Source organism: Bdellovibrionales bacterium (genome assembly GCA_016714165.1).
In the GTDB taxonomy this organism is placed as follows: domain Bacteria; phylum Bdellovibrionota; class Bdellovibrionia; order Bdellovibrionales; family UBA1609; genus JADJVA01.
Genome location: JADJNU010000004.1, coordinates 35966 through 58779 on the forward strand (window position 1 = coordinate 35966; position 22814 = coordinate 58779).

The following is a 22814-nucleotide window of genomic DNA, read 5'->3' on the forward strand; positions in this document are numbered from 1 at the left end:
GAATTGCCTGCTTTCTAATTCAAACAGGAATGGCTTTTAAATTGCAATCAGTTGTCGCAAAGACAATGTAAACTCCTCTAGGGAGCCTATTCCGATGTTGAAGTCAGCGGTCTGTATATTTTTAACATTCTCATTTGTATTTTGTTCGATTTACTCGTCAGCCTACCAGAAAAAGGTTCACATCTTGATAGGAGACGTTGAAGGGGCGAAAAAATCTCACTTTGATAACATGGAGATGATTTCTTTTTGGTTCAGAGAAAGGCACATTGGCGTGGTGACCCATTTTTCTGCAGTTGAAAGTGACTTAGAAGAAGTGCTTCGCCACTACTCCACTGTTGGGGTTGTTTGGATAGGTCATTCCGATCCTCTTGGAGGAGTTTTAGGCGCTGATGGCAGAAAGATTCCTAAATCTTCGTTTTTTGATATAAGTCCATCAGTTGCTACAATAATGTTTATTTCTTGTTGCGCCGAGTCCGTTGTTCTTCCCCATTATAGAATAAGAGAGAGTCGCCCTGAAATCGATCTGCTTTTTTTTAATGCCCCTGAAACAGGTGGTGTCATATATTTTCAGAAGCACATGAAGGCTTTTTTTGGTCGCGAACGGTTGTGGAGTGAATTGTTGAGCTCAATTGAGAATCACCAATGGCGGTCGCCGAGCTGCCGAGAAACCATAAATGAGTTCTGACATGACTTTTTTAAATTTTGTTGCGAAAGCACAGTCCAAAGATTTTGCTTACAGCAGGGCGAGCAGTCCGGTTGGAGAACTAGGCATCTTGGTTTCTGATCTCGGCTTGCATGCAGTTTTTTGGGAAAAAGAACTGGATAAGGAAAATAACAAATCGAACATTCAATCGATTAAGTATTCTGAAACTCACCCCATGATGGCGCTAACTCGCAAGCAACTTTGTGAATATTTTACGGGCAAACGATTTGGTTTTTCCCTTCCTCTTGTCATGGAGGGAACAGCATTTCAGAAGAGTGCCTGGGAGCAGCTTCTGAGAATTCCCTATGGCGAAACCATTTCTTATTTGGAACAGGCAACGCGCCTGGGGGATTCGAAAAAGGCCCGCGCTGTTGGGGTGGCCAATTCTAAAAATCCGATCTCGATTGTTGTCCCTTGCCATCGGGTGATCGCCAAGAGCGGAGAATTGGCCGGATTTGGGGGAGGTATTGAAAATAAACGAATACTTCTAGACCTAGAAAGAAAGTCCAAGCGACTTGAAGAGCCTGTGTAACCGATTGGCAATTTATTTGTCGTTCCCAACGGGCAAACAAAAGAGCTGGTATTCGACCGGCCCAGCACTTGGTGTATACGCACCACTCATCGAGCTCATCTGGAAGCCATTTCCACAACTGAACCAACCGGAGAAGAGAACTGCGCCAGAATGTTCTCGGCGGTCGTTTCTGCCTTGGTTGGGAATGCATACAACTTGAGATCTTTGGTCTGGAAACATTCCCGATCTATAGATACTTGCCCTGTATTTTTCAGGACATCTCAAAAACACAGCTCCGTATTTATTTCTTACAGCAGCATCAGGTTTGGCTGGGACGTATTCAATATGAATTTGAGGGTCACTGATTCCTCCTATTCCTAAGACCGGGGAGATGGCTGTTTCAGGCAATTTCGCGCAGCGCCCGTCAGCGGGCAATTCGATCTCATTGTTGCAATCGAAAATGATTAAGGGATTCGATGTCCCTCCTTGGTAATGGTCTACGTCCTCCCAGCGAGGAAATGCTAGGGCAGCTTGGGTGAGCGAAAGCAAACCAAAACAGAAGACAGAGAGGATATTGGGAGTTCGTCTTGGATCTATCACAACAGGATTCCTTTCATATCGTACTATACTAAGGGTCAATCACATTCAGATGCGAATCAAGTTGCATAAAAAAGATTCCACTCATGCTTTGGTCGATAAATACAAATGGATTCCAGGGATTCTTCTGATCCACTACAACCTTTGTAGGCAAAGGCATTACTTGCATTCCAAGTTGGTTTGTTAAAGCCAACTGCCAAGCAAGAGGAGTTTTACCAAATCGGTTTTCATTAGTGCCGTCCATCTGCCAACGGGTATAGTTTGCCATCACCGATGCCTTTTGCGAACCAGAGAGTGAATAATATTTTGCCCCCGCCTGTTGCAAAATTGACTGGGCATTTAATGGTGAATCCACGCCTGCAGCCACAATTGCACTCAATCGGTAGGCAACCGGTACTCCACGCAAAGATGAAATAACCCTTAAATCCTGATCAGGAGTAGAACGACCTTGGTTTTGTTTTTCACTGTTCGAAGGAAAAAGTGCATCTCCGCCTGTATCGACGGCAATTAGAGTGTCGACTCCACCAAACGAACTAATTAAATCTTGAAACTGAGAATGTAAGGTGTCATTTTGTCTGTCTAAAATCAAATACATGTGGAATTCATCAGCTGGCAAGTTCTCCAGAAACCTGCCACTGCCAGATGAGTCTGACAACACACGATAGACGCCGTCTGAAATCATGCCCCCGTGGTTATGTATGGTTCGGTTTTCACCGATTTTACCATCAGCACCTTGTGAGCCGGTTTTGTCCGTACGCACCGACCCGATGAACTTCACATTTTTACCTGCGGATCTTAGCATCAAGGCCAGTTGTGCCGCTTGGACTCCATCTGATCCTCCACCAATCCCCACCACTGCAAATGAATTTCCAGGCAGATCGACTAAGTCATTTATCTGTACGAAGAGAGCCGAGTCGATTCTTGAATAGGCAGACAGCTTGACTCCAGACTGGTTGGCGTCGCTGCCATTTTGAAACAGCTCATAATGCAGGTTGAGTAAAGTGTCAGGATTATCTATATATTCATCGGACAGCGCGAACTTAGCGAGTGATTCAAGATTCACAGTGTAGATGCCACTACTCTGACGACTTTTTAAATGGATCCTAGCCTCTTGAAATACTCTCGCAAGAGATAAAAATACGGTGCGCAATGCTACAACAGATCCACCTGGAGTTTTAGATAGGCTCCCTAATGCATTGCTGATCAGGGCCGGAGCATAGTAGGGTAAGGTGCCCCAACCATCATCAGTACCATCTACGTTAAGTTCTGAGACGAGAATAGCTCGAGCATTTAAGGGCAATTTAAAAAATACTTCATAGAGCTCTTCTGCTTGTTCGCGAGTTGTTGTCCGTCGAAGAGTCAAAAGTCGCAAGATAGCTCGCTCTACCGAACTCTTAACATCTAATGAATGAAACCCTTTTCCGACAAGTGCCTTGTTCCTTTCAATAAGAATTTGATCATAACCGTCACGCACCGACCGCCCATCGATGACTTCTTGTAATGCATTTCGCGCTAACATGAAGTTTCGATAAACTGGCTCAATCATGACCTTCGCGCCACCAGAATCTAAATGACCGTTTGCTCCGGCCACATCTAGCAATAATTCAATAAACTTAAATTCGAAGGCCCCGGGCTTTCCAGTTAAATATTTAACTCCCAAAAGGTTTGCAGGTAGATTTTCGGCCTGCGCAAATTGACCTATATTTAAGTTTGATCCCATTTTTAACCCATCGATAATCCAGCTCCTCTTCTCGGATGAAAGCCTCATGAAGTTTGGAGAAATCTCAGGCCACTCACCAAAACCGACGAATAAAACCTCATCGTGATCGACAACAGCACGACCAACTGCTTTTTCTGTCAACTCGTGGTAACTTTTTTATTTTGCCCAAATCGTTCGTCAAGATCATTACGATCATGGCATCGAAATCTTCCGGATTTTTCAAAGTTGCAAGAACATAGCTTCGTAATTCCGAAAATGATTCAAGAGAAAGCCGGACAGGTGGTGCTTGATTTTGCGTGAAGGTCTCATAGTCGTTTGCAAGAATCCATTTAAGGGCAAGGTATCCAACCGCAGTACGGTTTACTTCTACAATGTCCTCTGCAAATAGAAATACAGATGGAGTCAAATTTTTGTTTGGACCAAAAATTCCCTTTGGAGTCGAAGTGCCGCCCTCAGCTGTTGTATCAGCCTTCTGACTTAACCAGGTGAGTAGTTCTGAATAATTTGCTTTCAGCAAAAGAAGGGCTTGATCATCCGTGATGTGGGGTAAAATTTCGGCTAGAGCTCTGTGCGGATTCAACAGCACTGCACATTTTGACGTGTGAGCCGTAACTCTCGCTGACTCGGATAGATTATGAGCCGCACGGATTGGCAGACCAAAAAAAAGGCTGAGAGCTGTCAAAGCATTAAACAATGAGCGGCGTTTCGTGCTAAAAAAGTGGGAATAATATCGCAAAATCACAAATAAAATAATATTAGGTCCAAAAGTTAAATAAAGCATCACGCTTTAAGTAAACAAATTCGCAGCCACTTCTTCTGCTCTCAGGAACTTAAATGAAAGGCGTACTCAGAAACACTGCTCCCAAGTTCCTAGCAGTGAGCACGCCGCTTGAGTACTCTAGGCATCATTTGTTGTCAAGAAGATAATTGAGGTCTCATAAAAACGAGGTTCTGCCCCTAATGAGCACCTGCCCTATCAAGCTGGACAGTCGAGTCGGACCGCAGTTGGTGAGATTGAATTTGAATTGAGTTTAAAATATTGGATACTTTCTGTTTTGCATCGCCAAAAAGCATCTTTGTATTGTCATTGTGGAAGAGGGGGTTTTCGATCCCTGAGTAGCCTGAAGCCATGCTTCGCTTCATGACGATGACGTGCTTTGATTTCCAACATTCAAGGACCGGCATTCCGAAAATTGGACTTGAGGGGTCATCTAGTGCCCCTGGGTTGACAATGTCGTTGGCCCCTATAACGAGCGTGACATCGACATCGGGGAAGTCGCGATTGATTTCATCCATTTCAAATACAATATCGTAGGGAACGCTGGCCTCCGCAAGAAGCACATTCATGTGACCAGGTAGTCTTCCCGCAACAGGATGTATTCCAAATCGGACGTTGATCCCTCGATCTCTGAGGAGAGAGGTGATTTCTTTAATAGGGTGCTGAGCTTGTGCCACGGCCATTCCGTATCCAGGGATAATCATGACATTGTGGGCATTGAGCATGAGGTCTGCGGTTTCTTCTGCGCTGATTTCATGGACAACACCTGGGGAGGCGGAATCTTTGGTGGGAGCTGATTTTGCGGGGCTAGCACCGAATCCTCCAAAGATCACACTCCAAATCGAACGGTTCATGGCCTTGCACATGATATAACTAAGAATGGCACCTGAGCTTCCAACGAGCGCTCCAGTCACAATGAGGAGATCATTGGAAAGCATAAAGCCCGTCGCTGCAGCAGCCCAGCCAGAATAAGAGTTGAGCATAGAAACAACGACCGGCATATCAGCTCCCCCTATGGCCATGACCAAATGCCAGCCCATAAAAAAGGAAATGAAGATCATGCTAATGAAAAGAATAGAGCTCTTTTCTTGCCCCATTGTCTGTGAGATCAAGATGCCGAGAACGACACAGCCAATGAGAGAAGACAAATTCAAAAAATGCCTGGCCGGTAGGAGCAAGGGTCTGCCACTGATGGATCCCCGAAGCTTAGCAAATGCGACGATAGAGCCTGTGAAGGTAATTCCACCGATCACTACACCAGCGAAGATTTCAATTTCATGAATGAGCCGTGCCATGCCATCGAGTATTTGAAGATCTCCACCAAAAAAACTCGAAGCCCCCACCAGAACGGCCGCAAGTCCAACAAAACTGTGCAGGATGGCCACTAACTCTGGCATGGCAGTCATGGCCACTCGCGCTGCTATGAGGGCCCCAATGGCTCCACCCAATAAGATGGCCATGATGGAAGAGATCAGTCCCAGTCCATGAGCGCCAACAAGACTGACCAATATTGCGATTGCAATTCCAAAAACGCCATAGAGGTTGCCTTTGCGTGCAGTTTCTTGGTGAGAAAGTCCTCCGAGGCTTAAGATAAAGAGAAGGCTTGCAGCAAGATAAGAAACAGTGAGTAGTCCTTTGGACATCTTTTCTCCTACTTATGAAACATTTTGAGCATGCGTTTGGTTACTAAAAAACCGCCAGCAATATTAATCGAAGCAATAACGACGGCAACCAACGAAAGTGCACCGGCAATCCCAAGAGAGTCACCACGCAACTGAACAAGCGCTCCGATGATGATAATGCCACTGATTGCATTGGTTACGCTCATGAGAGGGGTGTGGAGAGCGGGAGCTACGTTCCAGACCACTTGCCACCCAATTACGATTGCGAGAATAAAGACACTAAAATGGCCGAGAAATTCTGAGGGTGCATTTTGGCCAAGGAAAAAAAACAGGACGGCCAAACCAAGCAAAGTGAAATCAACTCCTGAGAATCGTTTTGTCTTTTTTAACTCTGTTGTGACTACGGGCCTTTTGGTTTCGGAGGAAGTGGTCGAGAGAGCAATTGGCGGAGCGGTTGGCGTTGCAGCAGGAGGAGGCCAGGTGATCTCACCACTTTTTAAGATGAGGGCTCCACGAATAATTTCATCTTTCATATCGACGTGGTAACCGTTCTCCCCTTTTGTCATGTCTGTCAGAAGGTGAACGAGGTTTGATGCAAATAGTTCGCTGGCTGTGGTTGCGAGTCGGCTAGCAAGATTTGTATAGCCAATGATGGTCACTCCAGATTTTTTAACGATCTGGTCAGCTTGACTGAATTCGCAATTGCCGCCCTGTTCAGCAGCCATATCGACGATGACAGATCCCTCTTTCATGAGAGCGACCGTTGCACCATCAATCAAAAGAGGCGCTTTTTTCCCAGGGATAAGAGCGGTGGTAATAATGATATCGACTTCCTTTGCTTGCATTGCAAAGAGTTCCATTTCAGCTTTAATAAATTCGGGACTCATTACTTTTGCATAGCCGCCTCCACCCGAACCTTCCTCTTTGAATTTGAGTTCGAGAAACTCAGCGCCCATGCTCTTGACTTGGTCTTTCACTTCTGGACGAGTGTCGAAGGCCCTGACGATAGCTCCAAGAGCTCGAGCGGCCCCCACAGCGGCAAGTCCTGCAACTCCTGCGCCGATAACGAGTACTTTTGCAGGAGGCATTTTGCCAGCGGCAGTTATCTGCCCGGTAAAAAGACGGCCAAATTGATGAGCGGCCTCGATGACAGCGCGGTAACCTGCAATGTTTGCCATCGAACTTAGTACATCCATCTTCTGGGCTCGGGAAATCCGTGGGATGCAGTCCAGGGCAAGAGCGGTAACGTTGGATTGGGATAATTTCTTGAGCAAATCTGAATTCTGAGCTGGCCAAATAAAGCTAATGAGGTGTGCTTCCTTTTTGAGGAGATCTGCTTCGTGGCAATTGCATTGAGGGTTCCATTGAGGCGGATTGATTTTAAGAATGAGGTCGGCTTGGCTCCATACGTCCGCAGGACTCTCAAGAACACAGGCTCCAGCTAGGCTATAGCTCGAATCAGAAAAACTTGCGGGCTCCCCAGCACCCTTTTCGATCTGGACCGAAAATCCCATTTTTATCAGCTTCGCAGTACTCTCTGGCGTGACTGCAACTCGGGCTTCCCCTGATTTTATTTCTTTGGGTACTCCAATGACTATTTTGTTCATAAATATGGGTCTTCCTCAGTGACTACAGCCAGTGCAAAAACAAAAACGAGTTTAAAATAAACCACATCAAACCAAAGGGTTTCAGGATTTGTTTTCGACTTATTTTTGGAACGCGCACTGCTCACGCGTCCCCCCATTTCCGAGGAGAGCGTATTCATTAACGCTCAATTTTAATTACTTATAGCGAGGTAATTGGCTCACTGTCAGTAGATAGAAGGTGGCTAGCGCAGCGCTTCCACCTGATATGATTATTTTTCTTATCGTCTGTTATTGAAGGCCGTGGTGATTTTGCCTTGTGCGAATGTTGCACTTCGTACAATACGACTCTTCTTGGACGTGCAAAGCAACAAAATCCGTTACGTGGGTAAACAAGAGTTCGCTTCCACAGAGACAGCAGTGGTTGTAGTCCATCAGGAATTGATCCGTCTGGGTTGGCACTCTGTTGATGTGGAATTCTGCTACAACCTGGGGCTCATTGGCCGGTAAATTCGTTTCTTTTGCCTTTTTTAAGTTATCCATTTCCCCTCCTTCTCGAAATAGGATTCACAGCTTAGTTATCGGATGTCATTTTTTGTTCTAAAGGCACTCAATGGAATACGAATCAATTTGGTCCTGAGGCGGAGGAAAACTTTGCCGACCTGGCCTTTATTTCGATGCCTCAGTCTCTCTGGCTGTTCAGTGGTTCCTCCCTGTTCCGTTCAAGCGCAAGAGGTCTATGATGATGCGCTGGGGTATTCAGTGACGTGCAAGATCCCTTTTGTTAGCTTGGCGCTGATGGATAGAGTGAATGTCAGTTTTTCGCCACAACAGGTTTATTTGGCACAGGTTTTAGGCCTCACTCACGTCATTCGCCCGCATTTTCTGTCGAAGAGCTTTTCAAAGGCTAGCTCTGTTTCTTCGAATTGGCGAATCGAAGGCAATCCCGACTCGGCCAGTATTATTGTTTATATTCCCGAACCAATGTCTGGCGAAATCCAAGAACTATTCACGAGGATAATGACAGCCTTGTTTTCCAATCAAGTGCTGTATTTACGAGGATCGGGTTCGGAGGCTGACTTAAGGTCTTTGTTGGAAAACATACGAATACCATCGGGTCTGATCTTTGGTAGACAGTGGGCCGATCAGTTTGGAATCGCACATGCTCACCTTGGCGCCGACGTGATCTACGCCGAGCGCCGGTGGCGAAAGACCCACTCCCTCTCGGAGATGCTTGGTGCTGGGGCCGAAGTAGCTGAGAGAAAGAAGCAGGCTTGGGGACACATGAGAAATCTGATTTAAAATGGTAACTTCATTTATTTATTGAGATTATGCTTGATGGCTTCGATGGCCCTGAGTACCTGATCTCTTCTTCGAGTGAGTGTCTCCGGGAGTTCTGCCGCATCAGGTTCGAAACTGAATTTAAAATCAGAATCATTTTGGTGGAGGTTGGAAAAGGCTTCAAGTTCCTCGGACAGTCGCCTTGAAATGATCTCCATATCCTCCTGGGTTGAGCCTGCGGGCCAACGCCTTGTAACAGACTTGATTACCTCGGCAACATGTTCTCCGGAAGTTTTACCGTCAGAGCAATTTGATCCAAATTTTGCAACAAGCATAAAGGAGAATGAATTGTCTTCGCCGTTCAACAGCCTCGGAAAAAGGGCCGTTGCTGCATCGATATGTTTTCCCTGCGCCGTAAGAAGGAGATTTTCTATTCTCTTAATATGATCCCTCTGTGTCTGACTTTCAAAAGATAAGGAAGTTGAAGAGAGGTGTTCAACGAATTTCAAAATAAAACGAGTTTGAATCCTCATCAACTTGATCACAACTGGTGGCGTAATAATGGACGAGAAATGGTAGGAGAAATCGTGGACGAGGGAATTAAACTCACCGGAGATCGGCAGAGATCCGGAATCGGAAAACAAAGTGAGATAGGGAACAATATCTTGCAGGCCCACGTTGGGAGGCAATTGATAAAATTGGATGGGCAAGGGATCGAGGTTCATCTTGATCATTTGTTGATTTAAAGTAGTGACGACATTTCTTGCTCTTTCGCCATCAAAAATTGTCATTGTACGCTCGCCCAACTGGCGGACTCCCATCCATTCAGCGGCCTCCAATCCAAAGGCAAATAAGATCCACTGAGGGTTGCCCATCATATCCTGTGCCCCTGGAGACCGATGGTTGGAGCCCCACCCCCACCTGTGGATTCTTGCGATCTCAATGAGGCCATGCTGATCCCTTGAAGACTCGACAACTGTGGGTTTATCTGGATATTCAGTTTGTCTGATCTTAAATAAGCCGCGAAAACCGGAGTCTTTTCGTGGCGGTTGCAAAAGGGTGGAGAGGCAGGGACTCACTTGAGAGGCACTTGCTTCCGGGATACTTCCTATGTTCAGAGTCAGGACTGCGAAGACTGAGGCTAAAAAATGAATCCGAACTTTCAGTTTTCTACAAGACATTAAGATCACCAACTTGATGAAAGCGTTACCTGATAAACTACAGCCGCAAACACACAAATCAGGGTGGAGAGGTATAGGTGCAATTTCTGTACCTCCGAGAGCTGTGCATAAGAGGGATGGACCTTACCGCCGGTGTGGTTAATGGAGAGGAATGCTAGACTCGCAGAAATTCAAGTCGCGGAAGAAAACGGAATGAAACTTGTGGGTAATTGAAGGTCTACTGGACAGGCATTATGGATTTCTTTGTTGTTGCTCAAATAGGTTTGTTCCTGGATTTGGAATGCAAGTGCAGGACCTGCAACCACTCGAATTGTATGTGCACTCTTTCCTTGCACCTAGAAATGCGCAATACGGTTCATAGTCGGAGCAATTCGAGCCCGGCCGCTCCCTAAATACTGAACAACCAATAAGCGAAATATATAAGAAAAAAACAGAAAACCACCCGAGCACTAAGTAAGCAATGGACGGACGTTTCCGCCCAATGCTCCTCTGATAATCGGACAGACGTGACTTATGCATCCTGCTCTTAGATAGGTGTTTCAACTCAGCTCCAAAATTACTGGTGACGTCATTTAATTCACAATCAAATGCGGTTATTGGAAATAGCATAGGGTCACATATCGTGCGGCAGATACGACGATCGCCAGCAAAAATCATGGCTTTTAAGGCCGAGAAATTTTGAAGTTTACTTTGAAAGTCTTTCATGATCTTTTCCCTCCAATTTGATTCTCTGCAAGCGATTGTTGGTTTCATGAATATTTACTTTTTCACCAAATGACCAACCCTCTTGCCTTAAATATTCAATCTCTTTCGCCAATCTCCAAGCCCTCCAGCAGTGGGTTGGATGACTCTGTTCGATAAGGAGTTTATTTCTAATCTTGAGAGGGTAAAGTACGGCTGGGGCTTTGTCCAGTGGCACAGGCCGGTTACAAGTTATTCCCGTCAACCATGACGCTGAATTTTCTCTTTTCACCCAGAGATCTAGCAAAGCATTTGGGTCAAAGCCCGCTCGTGAATAATATCGAAGCCCAACAAGATCAGCTTCTATTTCCATCCAATATTTGAATTCGGTATCGCCAATAAGTCTCTTCAACCTGGAAATATAATTTGAGAGAGCATTATTTAATTTACTTTCATCCAGTTGTCGAATTTGATCGGCATAATTGTGGTAAACAAGAGAATCAAGTTGACCAAGAAAAAACTCAGTATCCGCTGAATAAGAAGGGCGATCCCAATCATTTTTGGCGGAGTCAACTGCAACTCCAATCTGAGTGTCGGCCATTAGCTTCAAATTCGAAAAAACATCTCTATGTTTCCGCGCAGATTGCTTGAGCGTTTCCGGCAGATTCTGATGTGACGCAAGCTTTGTAAGAATCGACAGGTATTCCGTTGAGAATTTTGACAGTTCCTTAAAATAAATCTTTTGTAGATTTGCAATCTCTTGATCGTTTACTCCAGGATGAAGAAAGGGAGTCCCAAGATAATGTTGCAGAGTTACATGAGCCAACTCATGGGCAATGACTGCCGCAACTTCGGCGTCACTCTCAAATTCATCAACAAAATTTGAAAACTTGAGAGTTCCATTTCCCATGTTTCCCGCGGATGCCATGCTTCCCCTAGCGGCTTCGCCCTTGAGCACGAATAGACAAAATTCGCTTTTCGCGTATTCCGACCTAAATACGTCAGGGTTTGCATCCATAACGAGTTCAACTACATCACCTAGGTATCTTTTAGTTTCTATCAATCTATCATCGCTCTGTTCGTCATCCTTACATTCCCATAGTTTATAGTTGTTATAGACACGTCTCTCAGTTAGTTGCACCTTTTCGCCAGACAAAAGCGACTGATATTTGGCCCAGACTGAATTGGTATTGGCTAAGGTAGAAACAAAAATTGGTATAACTACAAGTGCTCGTCTGATACCCATTTTTTCCCTTCCTCTGGAAGTGTATCGCAACGAGACCTTTGCAATTCATAGGCCACAGTTTGAGGTATAATTCTGCGCCACTATTTGAGTTCCTGTGCATTAGACACCCAAAAAATGGGCGATCAAAAACCCTGATTGGTTTTTTATTAGGTTCGCCTATCGTTCGGGTCTCAACCCATAACGCCGATGATGACCTTCACTACAAAAAAGATGACCGCACACGCTGCAAGAAGGCTCGCTGAGTTTATTTTAGTCATTGTTCGAACTCCCTAAGTCCTGTGTCGGCAGAATTGACAAAACCTTTAGCTTTTTTCATTCCGTTAATAATGATCTATGCGGATGCTGCCAAATGCAAGATTCTGGGGGCTCAGGTGACTCTGGAACTAAAGTCAGCTTTCAGTCAGACTTCGAAGTTTTCTATGCCATTGTAAATAGAGGGGTTTCACAGAAATTGACAATTTATGTCTGGACACCGTCTGTTTGACACTTCTTCATGGTGTCTACCAATGTGCTCAAATTGAGTATTTATATAATAATTTCAAGCAGTTAAGCATATTTGTCTCACTTGGGCACGGGCCTGGCACTAACTGGTTGTTAGAAACGAGCCTGGTTTGTAGGGCTTCACAGAGGTTGTGATTATGATGCGAAGAAAAAACATTCTGGTAGCTTTCGTTGGTCTGGCGGTACTAGCTGGCTGTGCGAAGGAAAAGAAGAAAGAGACTCCTCCAGATGCTGCACCTCCTGTTGTTGAGGTCCCGCAAGGGCCGTATGTTCCTCCTGGAAACGGTCCGGGACAAGGTCCAGGATCCAATTGGGAGTGGGGAGGATCAGCAGAACTTAAGATCAATGGTGCTGATCAGAGAGCAAAAAATAAGCTCATGGGAGAGTACACTGGCCGTCCAATGAACAGCCCAAAAGACATTCGCCTGAATGTGAATCTGACCAAAGCTGGCAATGGGTACGGTGGCGTTGTCACTATCAGCTACGTTGATAATGGGTACCAAGAAGAAGGTTACTTCACTTCAGGATCTAGCGAGAAGGAAGTTCAATTTAATATTTGGCAACATAAGGATAACAAGTACGCCTACCATGGCTTCTTCGAAGATTTTCTTGGAGGAATTATTGTTGTTATGGATGAGTGGATTGATCTTGGTGATGGAAAAGGTCCTGAAGACCTTGTGGGTGGGAAAGTCTATTTTAAGAATTTCGGTTTGACTTATGCTCCTCATCCCCCCACCCGATGTTGGTTTGTCTCTCTTGGACCATATGATTGTCGGGCATGGAAAACAGATCGTTCAGTAGAAACGACTCGGAGTATTTATCCAGACGGTGGTTATGTTGAGCTCGGCAGTTTTGCTGGAATGATCTTAGATGAGGCCTTTAATGGCGAGGTTACGGAAATATTGGATAACTATTGACAGTTAAATGATTGAACAATTTGCGATTTTTTTAAACAGGTAAACAGGTAAACAGGTAAACAGGAAAACAGGAAATAGGTAGTAATATGAAGAATCAAAAATACCAAATAAAGAACTTTGTTGTCTGGAGTTTCTTTGCCTTTCTGATGGTTTCATTGGCCATGATGACCACCGCTTGCGGCAAGAAAGATGGCAAGACGGCGACAACTCCCGGGAATACATACAATCCAAGTTGTCCTGGTTGCGTTGCTGATGGGACCCTGCTAGGAGCGGCACTCGGATTCAATGGAGGTACGCTGGCCAATTACCGTCTCGAGCTAGGCCTTACATTTTCTGGATCGGCTGGTGCCTCGGGATTCTCCGGTTACAGTGGTCCGGTTTCAGCTGTTGGAATAATGTCGGTGCGAGTTTCCTCTCAGTATTGTCCCATGCCCATCGGGGCCTATCAGGTTGCCACAACGGCAAATGGTCAGTGGGATGCATCGCTGGGTGGATTTCGTGGCCTTTCACTAGAGGCTCGTCATACCGATGGAACGATCGTTCGCTTGCGCTTTGATTATGGAATAATACGAGGTGTTCAGCCAAACCTCATTGATGATGGAAGTCGCGTTTATCCTTATGGTCTCATGGCTGACGTTATCGTTGATTCGGTTAATAGCGTTGTCTGTGTGGCCGGGTACCCGGGTCTTCCGCCTTTAAATAAATTTTTCTTTACCTATTAGATCTATTAAATGGATCTGTTTAAATGCATGAGGAAATAGATCTAGGAGATATAGACCTACGATAAATAGATCTTCGAGAGATTTGATGGCCGAGTAAAGTGAAATAGTTGAGGAAGAAAATGAAAAATGTGAAAGCGAAATGGACATTACTAGGTGGATTGTTAATCGCAATTTTTGCTTCCGGATGCTCCTATCAGTGGCGAGAAGCGGATCCTGGAATTGACGACAAAATTCTTATGGATATGATAGACGAATTTGGACAGAGCTCTGGCGCAGGAGGTATGTCTTCGTTCCTATCTTTGGCGGGACGTGAAAACGCTGTCCTCTATTTTGCGGAAGGCTGGTCCGACCAGCAAGGGACGATGGGCCCCCCTGCCAGCGTTTTGGCTATTTTGGACTTCAGCTTTATGGGACAATCGAGTGACTTGTCACCCCTGGACATGGATAACGCAAGGGCCATTTTTGTAGATTTAAAAAATGAGTCTGGAGAGCACGAGAATGCTCTTCTCATTGATTTTGTGCTTAAGGGAAAGACAGCGCATGTGACAAAGGTATTTGTCAGCCAAAGTGGAAATGGCATTGTGAATGGTGAGGAATTTGAAGTGGAGATGTCTGACGGCAGTGGCAAGCCTATTTTGGTCAGGAGCTATGATCTTGTTGACGGAACTGATGATTTAAAGGGAACAATTCAACTGAGTCTTTGGGATTTTGATGCGAACAACAACGAAGATTTTCTCGGAAAAATTTCAACTTTAGTTGGTTTCGAAGGCGAGTGAGCATTGGTGAGTATTTCTGGAACTAGAAAAAAATAGAAGAGACCAGAGCAGGGATGACAAGGATCCAGAAAAGTCTTTGGTGTTAAAGGTGATTTCTGATATAGTGCGCATTCTTTATGGCACTAAAGTACTGGGTTGAGTTCTTCGATGATTTGCAGCATGTACGAGGACGGTCGCTTAATACCGTTATGGCATACCGTCGTGACTTGGAGCTATTTGAAGAATTTCGAAATAAACATTCCGATATTTCCAGACTTTATGAATTTTTGAGTCAGCGAGGCTTGAGTGTAAGGTCTCAGGCAAGGGTGGTCAGCAGCCTGCGAACCTTTTTTCGCTTTTGTGAAAAGCAGGGAGTGACAGTTCCGGAGTTGAGGCAATTGCGTCCTCCGAAAGTCAATGTCACTCTCCCTCGAGGGCTCACTGCGGACGAGTTTCATCGTCTTATTCAGGCCTGTGAAGTGGAAAATTCCTATCGAACAGCACGCAATCAGATCACGCTCTTGTTGCTTTTTGGCCTTGGTTGTCGGGTCAGTGAACTCGTGGGACTTGATTTGTCTGACATCAATGAAACCGAAGCATGGATTAAGGTTCTTGGCAAAGGTGGCAAGGAAAGATTAATCCCCTTAACGGTCAAGCTCATGCGCGAGCTAAGGGATTACTTGGTGGAAGTGAGGCCTCATCTTGTGAAGGGCGAGAATTCGGCGGTTTTGCTCAATGATCGAGGTCATCGCCCTTCTCGGGTCGACATTTGGCGCTGGTTGTCAGCTTGGTCTATCAAGGCAGGTTTCGACGAACCGATGGGGCCTCACCGATTTCGGCATGGTTGCGCAACGGCACTCCTTGAATCGGGAGCTGACCTCAGATCGATTCAGGTACTTCTTGGACATTCGAGCATTCAAACAACTCAGGTTTATACAACAGTGTCGGCAAAAAAAATTCGAGAAGAGATCGATCGACATCATCCTTTGTCTGAGCCTCCAGAAAAATAAAGGCGAAATCTTAATTTTATCCTTGGGGTTTGGGTTTGTCCGCTCCAATTCGGGCCCTGGACGAGAGTCAAGCCATCACAGAAATAAAGGACTTCTCGCTTCCACCTCCTTTGCATGACTGGAATCCATGAGAATTTATTCATTTGTACGAAAAGGAATGGAATTAGTTTCTATTGAGGTTGAACTGAATCTGCTCCCAGGGGCGAATCAGCTTCAGATTATGGGCTTGCCAGATACGGCGATACGCGAAAGTGGACTTAAGATTAAATCGGCCCTCAAGACTCAGGGGTTTAAGTGGCCGGCCGGGCAACAGATTCTTATTAATTTAAGACCCTCACACTGGAGAAAATCAAGTCGGGGATTGGAGCTCGCAATTGCCTGTGCCTACCTCTGGAAATCGGGCCAGATGAGGCCGCCAGAGGGGCTTGGTGAGGACATTTATGTCTACGGAGAGCTCGGACTAGATGGGAAAGTCTATGCACCTGGTGACCTGGACTCATTGTTTAATCACCCCACTCAGGCTCCGATTTTTACTGGGAATCATGATCAACAGCTTCCGTGGTCGTTCCTCATGATCAAGGACCTTAAGGGCTTGCGATGTCCAGAAAAATTGGAGGCCAAACCCCTTTGTGATTTTAAGTTCGAGGCGACTCCTTTGCCTCAGTTGGATTTTCCGACCGAAGCGGCTAAACTTTTGAAAATAGTTTCACTCGGAGAGCATGCGACATTGGTTGCAGGTCCCGCAGGTTCCGGCAAAACGACTCTTGCAAGAGGACTGCATGCTCTTCTTGGGCCTCCTCCCTCTCACTTGTGGCCCGAGATGGCGCGGGTCAAACGTTGGTTTAGCGATTCAACGCCCTATCGGCCATTTGTGTCGCCTCACCACAGTGTGACTCCAAGTTCGATGATTGGCGGGGGATTCCCGGTATTTCCAGGTGAAATTACTCGGGCGCACGGAGGCCTGCTTCTTTTGGATGAGTTTTTAGAATTTCCGGCTCAAGTAAAGGAATCCTTGCGTGAACCACTTGAAAGTGGAGAGATTATCATTTCTCGCCGAGGTCAAAATCAGACTTTACCGGCCAGATTTCTCTTATTGGCCACGACCAACCTTTGTCATTGTGGGCGTTTGGTTCCAGAACGCAGAGCCCCGTGCCGATTTAGTCTGACTCGCTGTCGATCCTATTTAGAGAGAATGAGTGGTCCCATGTTGGATCGATTTGATGTTTTGGCTTTTAGCAGCGATTGGGCAAGATCGGGGCAAGCTCATTCCAAAAATGATAGAATGGAATCCATGCAAAGCATTTTTTGAACATGTCGAAAGAGCCCGTTTGTTTCAGCGAAATCGTCAGACGACAGAAATTCAAGAAAATGGTTCTTTCGAAGTTAACGGCAGGACGGATGAGACAAGGATCTCCCAGACTCTGCCTCCCTTTGTAAGAGAAAATCTTTTACCCACGATGGGGGATTCTCGGCGCCGCATGCGAGCTCTGATGCGGGTGGCTAGAACATTGGCCGACTTGGATGAAAACCTATCCATCCAACTACCTCATCTCAATGAGGCATCACAGTGGGCGTGGAGAAACTTCGAGAACCTCAATCAGATTTTCGCGTGAGCAACTTATCCGATCCATTGAATAGGACTTGAGTTTTGGAGGCGAATTTGATTTTATCCAACTTTCGTATTGCCTGGTGAGGTGGCGTAGCCAAGTGGCTAGGCACCGGACTGCAAATCCGTGAACGCCGGTTCGAATCCGGCCGCCACCTCCAAATTAACCTGATCTGAAGATTCCGATCCATTCCAAATGTCAGAAGCGTCGTGACAAAGCCTTCCAAAAAAGAAAGGAAGGCGTGCATGAAAAGGAAAAGAATTACGATAGGAGATCACTTTAGTCGTGAGAGTGTTGCCGTAGATGTCGGGAAATCACTGCGAGCATCCCACTGCCAACCGTGGAGAACCGAAATTGCTTGGCTTTACCGACGCGGTTCGCTTGAGTTAAGTCCAAATCACTGATGCGTCTTATTGTCGATTGTAGAGTCTCTTTAGAAGAGCAACAGCTTGTTCGCGCGCCCATTCCCGAGTAACCGGCTGTACTTTATAGCGTTGTATTAGAGGCTCCAGGTCGCTCGTCATTTGATCGAACTGTTTAGGACTGCGGTACCGCAAACGTTCATTTAGGGAGCTGTCTTCCATGCCTGGCTGCAGAATCGCATCGATCTCAAGCAATAGTTTCGTGAGCCCGAAGATGCTTTCCTCCTCCGGGTAGGCGGCTCTTTCATGCTCGGCAATGAACTTTCCGAGCCTGCCTGTGGCTCTATCCCAAAGATACCCAATTCCGCGGTGGCCTATTATCAATCCTTGAAAGCTTCGGAACATGTCATTATCAATTAAGTTGTGAGCAGACTTCAAGGCGAGCCAAGCCTGCTCAAAGTGGGTATAGTGAACCGCTTTGTCAAAAAAAATTCGGGGCATTAATAGCGTACCGACCAGGTGCTCCTCCAGTCGATCATGAAAAAGTAGATCGCCCCTTACTGCCGTGAGTACAAATCCTCGTTTGACGGCACTAATAAAAGCGATCTCAGAAAATGTCTGACTGCCGAAGTAAGGCACGCCCAGAAACTGGATTCCATCTTTATTCAGAATGTTTAACCGATCAATGTCTGGCATCACAATAGTTTGGTTATCGGCATAAAAATCAAATTTTGCAAAGTACTCAGGAAAGGTCCTAATGGCCTGCCATAAAGATGGCAAATAATTGACCGGCGTTGCGGATCTCTTGCTTTCCAGTCTGGTAGCAACAATTAAATGGCCAACTCCGTCCTTGGGTTTAAAAGTGCGGAAACGAAGTGGAAAAGAATCACCGTTATAGCGATATGGAGAATATCGCAGGAACTGACCGTCAACTTGGAAATTCCCCACCTTTACGATGGTCTGGTCAGAGCTTAGAAAGAGACCACAAATAGAAAGAAAATCTGTTCTCGCAGCCCAAGTCTCTCGGCCAACTAAGGTCATTAAAAGGAACGGCAAGAGGATGGGATAATGGCGAAATAGATAAGGCATTTAGAATCACCTTGCAATTGTTATACCAAGCCTTGCTCAATGAGCGCCCCACAGTGGCTCCCGGCGAGTGGTGAATGAATGCTTGAAGTTTCAGCGGGTTCGATTGCGCGATCGTGACGGCGGAAGAATCCAGTGTCCGGTGACAGTACCTAATCTGGTCGCTTAGTCGCGAGATTTTACAATTTTCTTCTTGTAAGAAATCGATCCCCGGTCGTCGTGATCGGTCAGTTTCATAAATGCAATTCTAATATAAACTAATTCTATTTGTCACGATGCCCTTTTTGAAGCACCCGACTCACAAATGCAGAGCCCTTTAGTCTCAAGGCACAAGGGCCTGATTGGCCTTATTTTGTCGCTCTGCTGTCTGGCCTAGGCGCTATTCTCCGCACCTTAGGTTCTCAAACAAACTGAGACTCAATAATTTGGTCGGTCTGGATTGAGCGCTCCATAAACCCTATTTCCCTGACTTGAATTTTTCCCATAAATTACTCCGCATCCAAGGAGGCTTGAGTGAAAAATTCTGAGCAAAGATTAAAAACTAAGGAATATTGGCAGACCAAAATCAGGGAGGCAGAGAGTTTTTCTGGCCCCGAGACCGAGTTCTGTCGGCAAGAGGGGCTGAACAACACAGCTTTCAAGAATTGGAAGTATCGACTATCGAGGGGAAGCAAGAGCGGGGGTAATCGACGTCGAAGGTCCTTGAGCTCAACTTTTGTGCCAGTGGAAGTTAAGACACCAAGAGCAGCTCATTCACTTCCTGACGCGCAGTGGGTGGCCGAGCTGATTTTTTATCTGCAGGGAGGTACCCGATGAAATCTCCCAGCCAATTTGAGGGAGTGTTTCTGCATCGGGATCCTGTGGATTTACGCCGTGGGATTCCGGGGTTGAGTCAGATTGTGGAGAGTGCCCAAATGGGAAAGTTGAGTGGGAAAAATCTTTTCGTGTTCTGTGGTCGACGACGGCACACGATCAAGATTCTGTATTTTGATCGAAGTGGGTTCTGTCTATGGCAAAAGCAGTTGGATGTGGAAAAGTTCCCATGGCCGAAGAAATCTGTGGAGGAAGTCGTCCATATATCCACAGAGCAATTGAGTTGGCTTCTGGAAGGTTATGATGTTTGGAAAATGAGGCCATTTTCAGAAATAAATTTTGAAAGAGTCTGTTGATCTTTCAAAGAAAATGTTGAAGAGTCCCTCGCATGCAAGCGCAGGAGTTATTTTCAAAACAAGAACAGTTGTCCTCGGAAAATGAAGGACTGAGAGCGCGTGTTCGTCTTGATGAAGAGAAGATCAAGTTCTTGCAAAGTGAAGTCACTTGGCTGCATGAGCAGATCCGTTCTCTTAAGCGGGCGCAGTTTGGGAAAAAGTCGGAGACTTGGGTGTCGCCCGAGCAGAAGATTCTCTTCAACGAAGTGGAACTTGAAGCCTCCAAAGGGACACCTGAAGAGGATGAGGCACAGATCGAAGTCACGGTTCCTGCGCATAAAAGGAAGCGGGGTCATCGTCGTCCAATACCCGAGAGCCTGTAACCCATCAACTTGCCCCACATTTTTATATATAAATAATCTGGTAAATTGAATCCACGAACACAGGAGGTGTCGAGTGGATTTAGAGGTTTTGAAGAAGCGAATGAGTTGCTATCGAACGCCAAAGGGGAAGTTGACGCGAGTTCCAGATGAGCTCTTGATAGATATTTTAATGGCATGGGAGCAATGGACAGGCCCGGCCAGCGGATTTCATGCTGCGCTGGGGGCTGACTACAGGAAAATGGCAGGCCTTATTGGACGAGCAAAGAAGTTAAAACGAGAGGGTCACTTTCCAGAAGAGGCCTTCAAGGAGATTAAGTTGCAGGAATCTCCATCGAGTTCAACCTTTTTAGTCAGTGGCCCCTGTCAGGGGGTTGAGATTGTATGGGACAATGGGAAATTGATCAGGTTTAGCCAAGTGGAGCGGTTGGTGGATTTCTTAAAGAGAGTCGCCTAAAGGGAGTAAATGTTAAATTTTAATCGACGAACAAAGATTTTTGTCTCCAAGGAGCCTGCAGATATGCGGGCTTCCTATGACACTTTGTTTTCGAAAGTCCGAGATATTTTAAGTGAGGATCCATTTAGTGGCCATTTGTTTGTATTTATTAATTCCAGAAGATCGGCGATCAAATGTCTGTACTACGACGGCACGGGATTGGTGTTATTATGTAAGCGTTTGGAAAAGAGCACGTTTTCCAAGATCAATCCGATGTTCAGAGGTAAAATTGTACTGACGGCTGCGGAGTTTGCATTATTTTTTGAAGGTGCGAACCTTGAGAAGAGATTTATTGAAAGCCCTCGGGAAATAAATAAAAAAATTCCCAATGAGTCAAGAGTTGCAACAGGCCTCGATGTAGTTCAATTTATTTTATGTGAAGCAAGATCAAATTTTCGAATCCATTCCATGCCATAAATTCGAGTCTCTGACGAAGTTAGAGCTGATCGAGTTTAACGAGGCCCAGGCCCGGGTGATAAAACAGTTTGAAAAAGAAGTGGCTCGTCTGCAGGCAGAGAAAGCCGGGCAGCAGAGTTTGTTGATTGATGATAAATATATCTTCTTAAAAAAGAAGTTTTTTGGTCGCAGTTCGGAAAAGGAACTCCCCTCTGAGTTGGATCTACAGATCCCAGAATATCCTCAAAAGACTCCAAAGACCCGGGTCCTTCTTCCCAGCCAAAGATATCCACATTTAGCAATAGAGGTTGAGGATTTGGAGCTGAAGACGCTGCCAGTCTGTAGTTGTTGTGGTTCAGAGACAATGGACTCTGGAATGTATGAAGTGAGTGAATGTTTAACATTGGATCCGCGGGAGTTTTTTGTACGCAGAACTCGTCGTAAAAAGTATCGATGTGGCAAATGCCATGGATCGATGGTCACTACGCCCACATTGCCACGAATAATGCCTGGTGGAAGTTATTCTGATGAGCTGATGATTGATGTGGCAATGAGCAAGTACTGTGACTTGGTTCCGATTGAGAGATACGTTTCTATCGCTGGCCGCGAGGGTCTGGAAGACCTGCCTCAGAATAGTTTGATTGAGACGACACATCAACTTGCGGATTTTGCCGAGCCGGCAGTTGATAGGATTTTAGACAAAGAGATTAAGCCGAGTCATGTTTTGCATGTCGACGATACAAGACATCGAATGCTGAAGAAGCCTAATCAGGCCCATTACCTGTGGGGTTTTTCAAATAAAATCGCCAGTTATTTTGAAGTTCATGGGACCAGATCTGGTGAGGTGATCAGCGAGCTATTGAAAGACTCAAAATGTGAGTATTTGGTGAGTGATGCATTTAGTGGCAATAACAAATCAGTGAAGGATACGAACGATTATCGATTGCAAAATAAATTGAGTCTTATTCAGCAGGTCTATTGCAATGCTCACGCACGGAGGAAATTTAAAGAGGCCAGGGAGAAGATGATCGATGCCCAGGTGTATATAGATCTATATAAAAAAATTTACTATCTCGAAGGCCAAGCTAAAGAAAAGCCGCCAGATGAGATTTTGGCTTTGCGCAGCCAGATGAAGCCATTATTTGATAGAATTAAATCGTTCTGTGTGCAGAATACAGATAGTTACTCTTCAAAAAGCTCAATCGTTGAGGCGATGAACTATTTTACAAAAAACTATGAGGCATTGACTCGGTTTTTAGACAATCCGGATCTTCCGATTGATAACAATCCGCAGGAAAGACTTCTTCGAAATCCTGTGATTGGCAGAAAGACTTGGTACGGAACCCAGACCGACCGAGGCGCAAAGACAAATGCGATCATGTTCACGATCGTGGAGAGCTGCAAACTCAACAAAATAAGTCCCAGGGAATATTTGAAAAATCTGGTCGTTAGTATCCTTCATAACAAAGAAGTTATAACTCCCAATGAATACAGGATTTTGAAGGAATCAAAGACTCAATCGACGAGGTAA

Annotated in this window: 25 protein-coding genes and 1 tRNA gene; 17 read left to right on the forward strand and 9 right to left on the reverse strand. The window is 45.5% G+C overall.

Going from position 1 to position 22814, the window contains the following annotated elements; translation table 11 throughout:
* Positions 1 to 94: 94 nt before the first annotated feature.
* On the forward strand, positions 95 to 685 hold the full coding sequence (locus IPJ71_17135) for a hypothetical protein (GenBank protein MBK7845373.1): 591 nt from the start codon (positions 95 to 97) through the stop codon (positions 683 to 685).
* Position 686: 1 nt separating this feature from the next.
* A complete protein-coding gene (locus IPJ71_17140; protein ID MBK7845374.1) occupies positions 687 to 1235 on the forward strand; it encodes a methylated-DNA--[protein]-cysteine S-methyltransferase in 549 nt (182 codons plus the stop codon).
* 12 nt (positions 1236 to 1247) lie between these two features.
* On the opposite strand, the gene IPJ71_17145 is transcribed toward IPJ71_17140, so the two are convergent.
* The 6 genes from IPJ71_17145 to IPJ71_17170 form a co-directional block, all read right to left on the reverse strand.
* Positions 1248 to 1814 carry a hypothetical protein gene (locus IPJ71_17145; protein MBK7845375.1) on the reverse strand — a complete coding sequence of 189 codons (567 nt, stop codon included), beginning with the start codon at positions 1812 to 1814 and terminating at the stop codon, positions 1248 to 1250.
* 28 nt (positions 1815 to 1842) lie between these two features.
* Complete coding sequence (locus IPJ71_17150) at positions 1843 to 3672, reverse strand: DUF1152 domain-containing protein (protein MBK7845376.1); 1830 nt, start codon at positions 3670 to 3672, stop codon at positions 1843 to 1845.
* A complete protein-coding gene (locus IPJ71_17155; GenBank protein MBK7845377.1) occupies positions 3629 to 4312 on the reverse strand; it encodes a hypothetical protein in 684 nt (227 codons plus the stop codon). The genes IPJ71_17150 and IPJ71_17155 overlap by 44 nt, the downstream gene beginning before the upstream one ends.
* A 176-nt stretch (positions 4313 to 4488) precedes the next feature.
* Positions 4489 to 5952, reverse strand: a complete 1464-nt coding sequence (locus IPJ71_17160; GenBank protein ID MBK7845378.1) for an NAD(P)(+) transhydrogenase (Re/Si-specific) subunit beta — start codon at positions 5950 to 5952, stop codon at positions 4489 to 4491.
* A gap of 8 nt (positions 5953 to 5960) precedes the next feature.
* Positions 5961 to 7538, reverse strand: coding sequence for a Re/Si-specific NAD(P)(+) transhydrogenase subunit alpha (locus IPJ71_17165; protein ID MBK7845379.1), 1578 nt, complete (start codon positions 7536 to 7538; stop codon positions 5961 to 5963).
* 267 nt (positions 7539 to 7805) lie between these two features.
* A complete protein-coding gene (locus tag IPJ71_17170) occupies positions 7806 to 8057 on the reverse strand; it encodes a hypothetical protein (GenBank protein ID MBK7845380.1) in 252 nt (83 codons plus the stop codon).
* 42 nt (positions 8058 to 8099) lie between these two features.
* Between IPJ71_17170 and IPJ71_17175 the strand changes: the two genes are divergently transcribed.
* Positions 8100 to 8816, forward strand: coding sequence for a hypothetical protein (locus tag IPJ71_17175; protein ID MBK7845381.1), 717 nt, complete (start codon positions 8100 to 8102; stop codon positions 8814 to 8816).
* A gap of 14 nt (positions 8817 to 8830) precedes the next feature.
* Here the strand turns inward: IPJ71_17175 and IPJ71_17180 are convergent, their stop codons facing one another.
* Positions 8831 to 9976, reverse strand: a complete 1146-nt coding sequence (locus tag IPJ71_17180; protein ID MBK7845382.1) for a hypothetical protein — start codon at positions 9974 to 9976, stop codon at positions 8831 to 8833.
* Between the two features lie 685 nt (positions 9977 to 10661).
* Positions 10662 to 11903 (reverse strand): M48 family metalloprotease, encoded by a 1242-nt coding sequence (locus IPJ71_17185; protein ID MBK7845383.1) that lies wholly within the window; start codon positions 11901 to 11903, stop codon positions 10662 to 10664.
* A 638-nt stretch (positions 11904 to 12541) separates the two neighbouring features.
* On the opposite strand from IPJ71_17185, the gene IPJ71_17190 reads away from it, so the two are divergent.
* From IPJ71_17190 to IPJ71_17225, 8 genes are all read left to right on the forward strand, one after another.
* Entirely contained in the window at positions 12542 to 13321 is a 780-nt protein-coding gene (locus tag IPJ71_17190; GenBank protein ID MBK7845384.1) for a hypothetical protein, read from the forward strand.
* A gap of 86 nt (positions 13322 to 13407) precedes the next feature.
* Positions 13408 to 14043, forward strand: coding sequence for a hypothetical protein (locus IPJ71_17195; GenBank protein MBK7845385.1), 636 nt, complete (start codon positions 13408 to 13410; stop codon positions 14041 to 14043).
* Positions 14044 to 14162: 119 nt separating this feature from the next.
* On the forward strand, positions 14163 to 14819 hold the full coding sequence (locus IPJ71_17200; protein ID MBK7845386.1) for a hypothetical protein: 657 nt from the start codon (positions 14163 to 14165) through the stop codon (positions 14817 to 14819).
* A 116-nt stretch (positions 14820 to 14935) separates the two neighbouring features.
* Positions 14936 to 15808: a tyrosine-type recombinase/integrase gene (locus tag IPJ71_17205; GenBank protein ID MBK7845387.1), complete on the forward strand. Its 873-nt coding sequence runs from the start codon at positions 14936 to 14938 to the stop codon at positions 15806 to 15808.
* A gap of 157 nt (positions 15809 to 15965) precedes the next feature.
* On the forward strand, positions 15966 to 17117 hold the full coding sequence (locus IPJ71_17210) for an ATP-binding protein (GenBank protein MBK7845388.1): 1152 nt from the start codon (positions 15966 to 15968) through the stop codon (positions 17115 to 17117).
* A 19-nt stretch (positions 17118 to 17136) separates the two neighbouring features.
* On the forward strand, positions 17137 to 17421 hold the full coding sequence (locus IPJ71_17215; GenBank protein MBK7845389.1) for a hypothetical protein: 285 nt from the start codon (positions 17137 to 17139) through the stop codon (positions 17419 to 17421).
* 80 nt (positions 17422 to 17501) lie between these two features.
* Positions 17502 to 17575: transfer RNA gene (locus tag IPJ71_17220), tRNA-Cys, on the forward strand.
* An 85-nt stretch (positions 17576 to 17660) separates the two neighbouring features.
* Positions 17661 to 17819, forward strand: a complete 159-nt coding sequence (locus IPJ71_17225; protein ID MBK7845390.1) for a hypothetical protein — start codon at positions 17661 to 17663, stop codon at positions 17817 to 17819.
* A 6-nt stretch (positions 17820 to 17825) separates the two neighbouring features.
* Here IPJ71_17225 and IPJ71_17230 read toward each other — a convergent pair whose 3' ends face one another.
* Positions 17826 to 18866 (reverse strand): hypothetical protein, encoded by a 1041-nt coding sequence (locus IPJ71_17230; GenBank protein MBK7845391.1) that lies wholly within the window; start codon positions 18864 to 18866, stop codon positions 17826 to 17828.
* A 510-nt stretch (positions 18867 to 19376) separates the two neighbouring features.
* Between IPJ71_17230 and IPJ71_17235 the strand changes: the two genes are divergently transcribed.
* The 6 genes from IPJ71_17235 to IPJ71_17260 all read left to right on the forward strand — a co-directional run bounded on the left by IPJ71_17235 (position 19377) and on the right by IPJ71_17260 (position 22814).
* On the forward strand, positions 19377 to 19679 hold the full coding sequence (locus tag IPJ71_17235; GenBank protein ID MBK7845392.1) for a hypothetical protein: 303 nt from the start codon (positions 19377 to 19379) through the stop codon (positions 19677 to 19679).
* On the forward strand, positions 19676 to 20032 hold the full coding sequence (gene tnpB, locus IPJ71_17240) for an IS66 family insertion sequence element accessory protein TnpB (GenBank protein MBK7845393.1): 357 nt from the start codon (positions 19676 to 19678) through the stop codon (positions 20030 to 20032). The genes IPJ71_17235 and tnpB (IPJ71_17240) overlap by 4 nt, the downstream gene beginning before the upstream one ends.
* Positions 20033 to 20064: 32 nt before the next feature.
* Entirely contained in the window at positions 20065 to 20394 is a 330-nt protein-coding gene (locus IPJ71_17245) for a transposase (protein MBK7845394.1), read from the forward strand.
* Positions 20395 to 20467: 73 nt separating this feature from the next.
* The gene (locus IPJ71_17250; GenBank protein MBK7845395.1) at positions 20468 to 20848 is read left to right on the forward strand and encodes a hypothetical protein; all 381 of its coding nucleotides are present in this window, start codon (positions 20468 to 20470) and stop codon (positions 20846 to 20848) included.
* Positions 20849 to 20857: 9 nt separating this feature from the next.
* Complete coding sequence (gene tnpB / locus IPJ71_17255) at positions 20858 to 21304, forward strand: IS66 family insertion sequence element accessory protein TnpB (protein MBK7845396.1); 447 nt, start codon at positions 20858 to 20860, stop codon at positions 21302 to 21304.
* A complete protein-coding gene (locus tag IPJ71_17260; GenBank protein MBK7845397.1) occupies positions 21264 to 22814 on the forward strand; it encodes an IS66 family transposase in 1551 nt (516 codons plus the stop codon). The genes tnpB (IPJ71_17255) and IPJ71_17260 overlap by 41 nt, the downstream gene beginning before the upstream one ends.

Coding starts and splice junctions, on each gene's coding strand:
- IPJ71_17165 (MBK7845379.1), bottom strand. CDS start 7,538: ATGAACAAAATAGTCATTGGAGTACCCAAAGAAATAAAATCAGGGGAA.
- IPJ71_17245 (MBK7845394.1), top strand. CDS start 20,065: ATGCAAGCGCAGGAGTTATTTTCAAAACAAGAACAGTTGTCCTCGGAA.
- IPJ71_17210 (MBK7845388.1), top strand. CDS start 15,966: ATGGAATTAGTTTCTATTGAGGTTGAACTGAATCTGCTCCCAGGGGCG.
- IPJ71_17185 (MBK7845383.1), bottom strand. CDS start 11,903: ATGGGTATCAGACGAGCACTTGTAGTTATACCAATTTTTGTTTCTACC.
- IPJ71_17140 (MBK7845374.1), top strand. CDS start 687: ATGACTTTTTTAAATTTTGTTGCGAAAGCACAGTCCAAAGATTTTGCT.
- tnpB (MBK7845393.1), top strand. CDS start 19,676: ATGAAATCTCCCAGCCAATTTGAGGGAGTGTTTCTGCATCGGGATCCT.
- IPJ71_17205 (MBK7845387.1), top strand. CDS start 14,936: ATGGCACTAAAGTACTGGGTTGAGTTCTTCGATGATTTGCAGCATGTA.
- IPJ71_17170 (MBK7845380.1), bottom strand. CDS start 8,057: ATGGATAACTTAAAAAAGGCAAAAGAAACGAATTTACCGGCCAATGAG.
- IPJ71_17190 (MBK7845384.1), top strand. CDS start 12,542: ATGATGCGAAGAAAAAACATTCTGGTAGCTTTCGTTGGTCTGGCGGTA.
- IPJ71_17155 (MBK7845377.1), bottom strand. CDS start 4,312: ATGCTTTATTTAACTTTTGGACCTAATATTATTTTATTTGTGATTTTG.
- IPJ71_17160 (MBK7845378.1), bottom strand. CDS start 5,952: ATGTCCAAAGGACTACTCACTGTTTCTTATCTTGCTGCAAGCCTTCTC.
- IPJ71_17200 (MBK7845386.1), top strand. CDS start 14,163: ATGAAAAATGTGAAAGCGAAATGGACATTACTAGGTGGATTGTTAATC.
- IPJ71_17175 (MBK7845381.1), top strand. CDS start 8,100: ATGTCATTTTTTGTTCTAAAGGCACTCAATGGAATACGAATCAATTTG.
- IPJ71_17135 (MBK7845373.1), top strand. CDS start 95: ATGTTGAAGTCAGCGGTCTGTATATTTTTAACATTCTCATTTGTATTT.
- IPJ71_17230 (MBK7845391.1), bottom strand. CDS start 18,866: ATGCCTTATCTATTTCGCCATTATCCCATCCTCTTGCCGTTCCTTTTA.
- IPJ71_17225 (MBK7845390.1), top strand. CDS start 17,661: ATGAAAAGGAAAAGAATTACGATAGGAGATCACTTTAGTCGTGAGAGT.
- IPJ71_17180 (MBK7845382.1), bottom strand. CDS start 9,976: ATGTCTTGTAGAAAACTGAAAGTTCGGATTCATTTTTTAGCCTCAGTC.
- IPJ71_17195 (MBK7845385.1), top strand. CDS start 13,408: ATGAAGAATCAAAAATACCAAATAAAGAACTTTGTTGTCTGGAGTTTC.
- tnpB (MBK7845396.1), top strand. CDS start 20,858: ATGTTAAATTTTAATCGACGAACAAAGATTTTTGTCTCCAAGGAGCCT.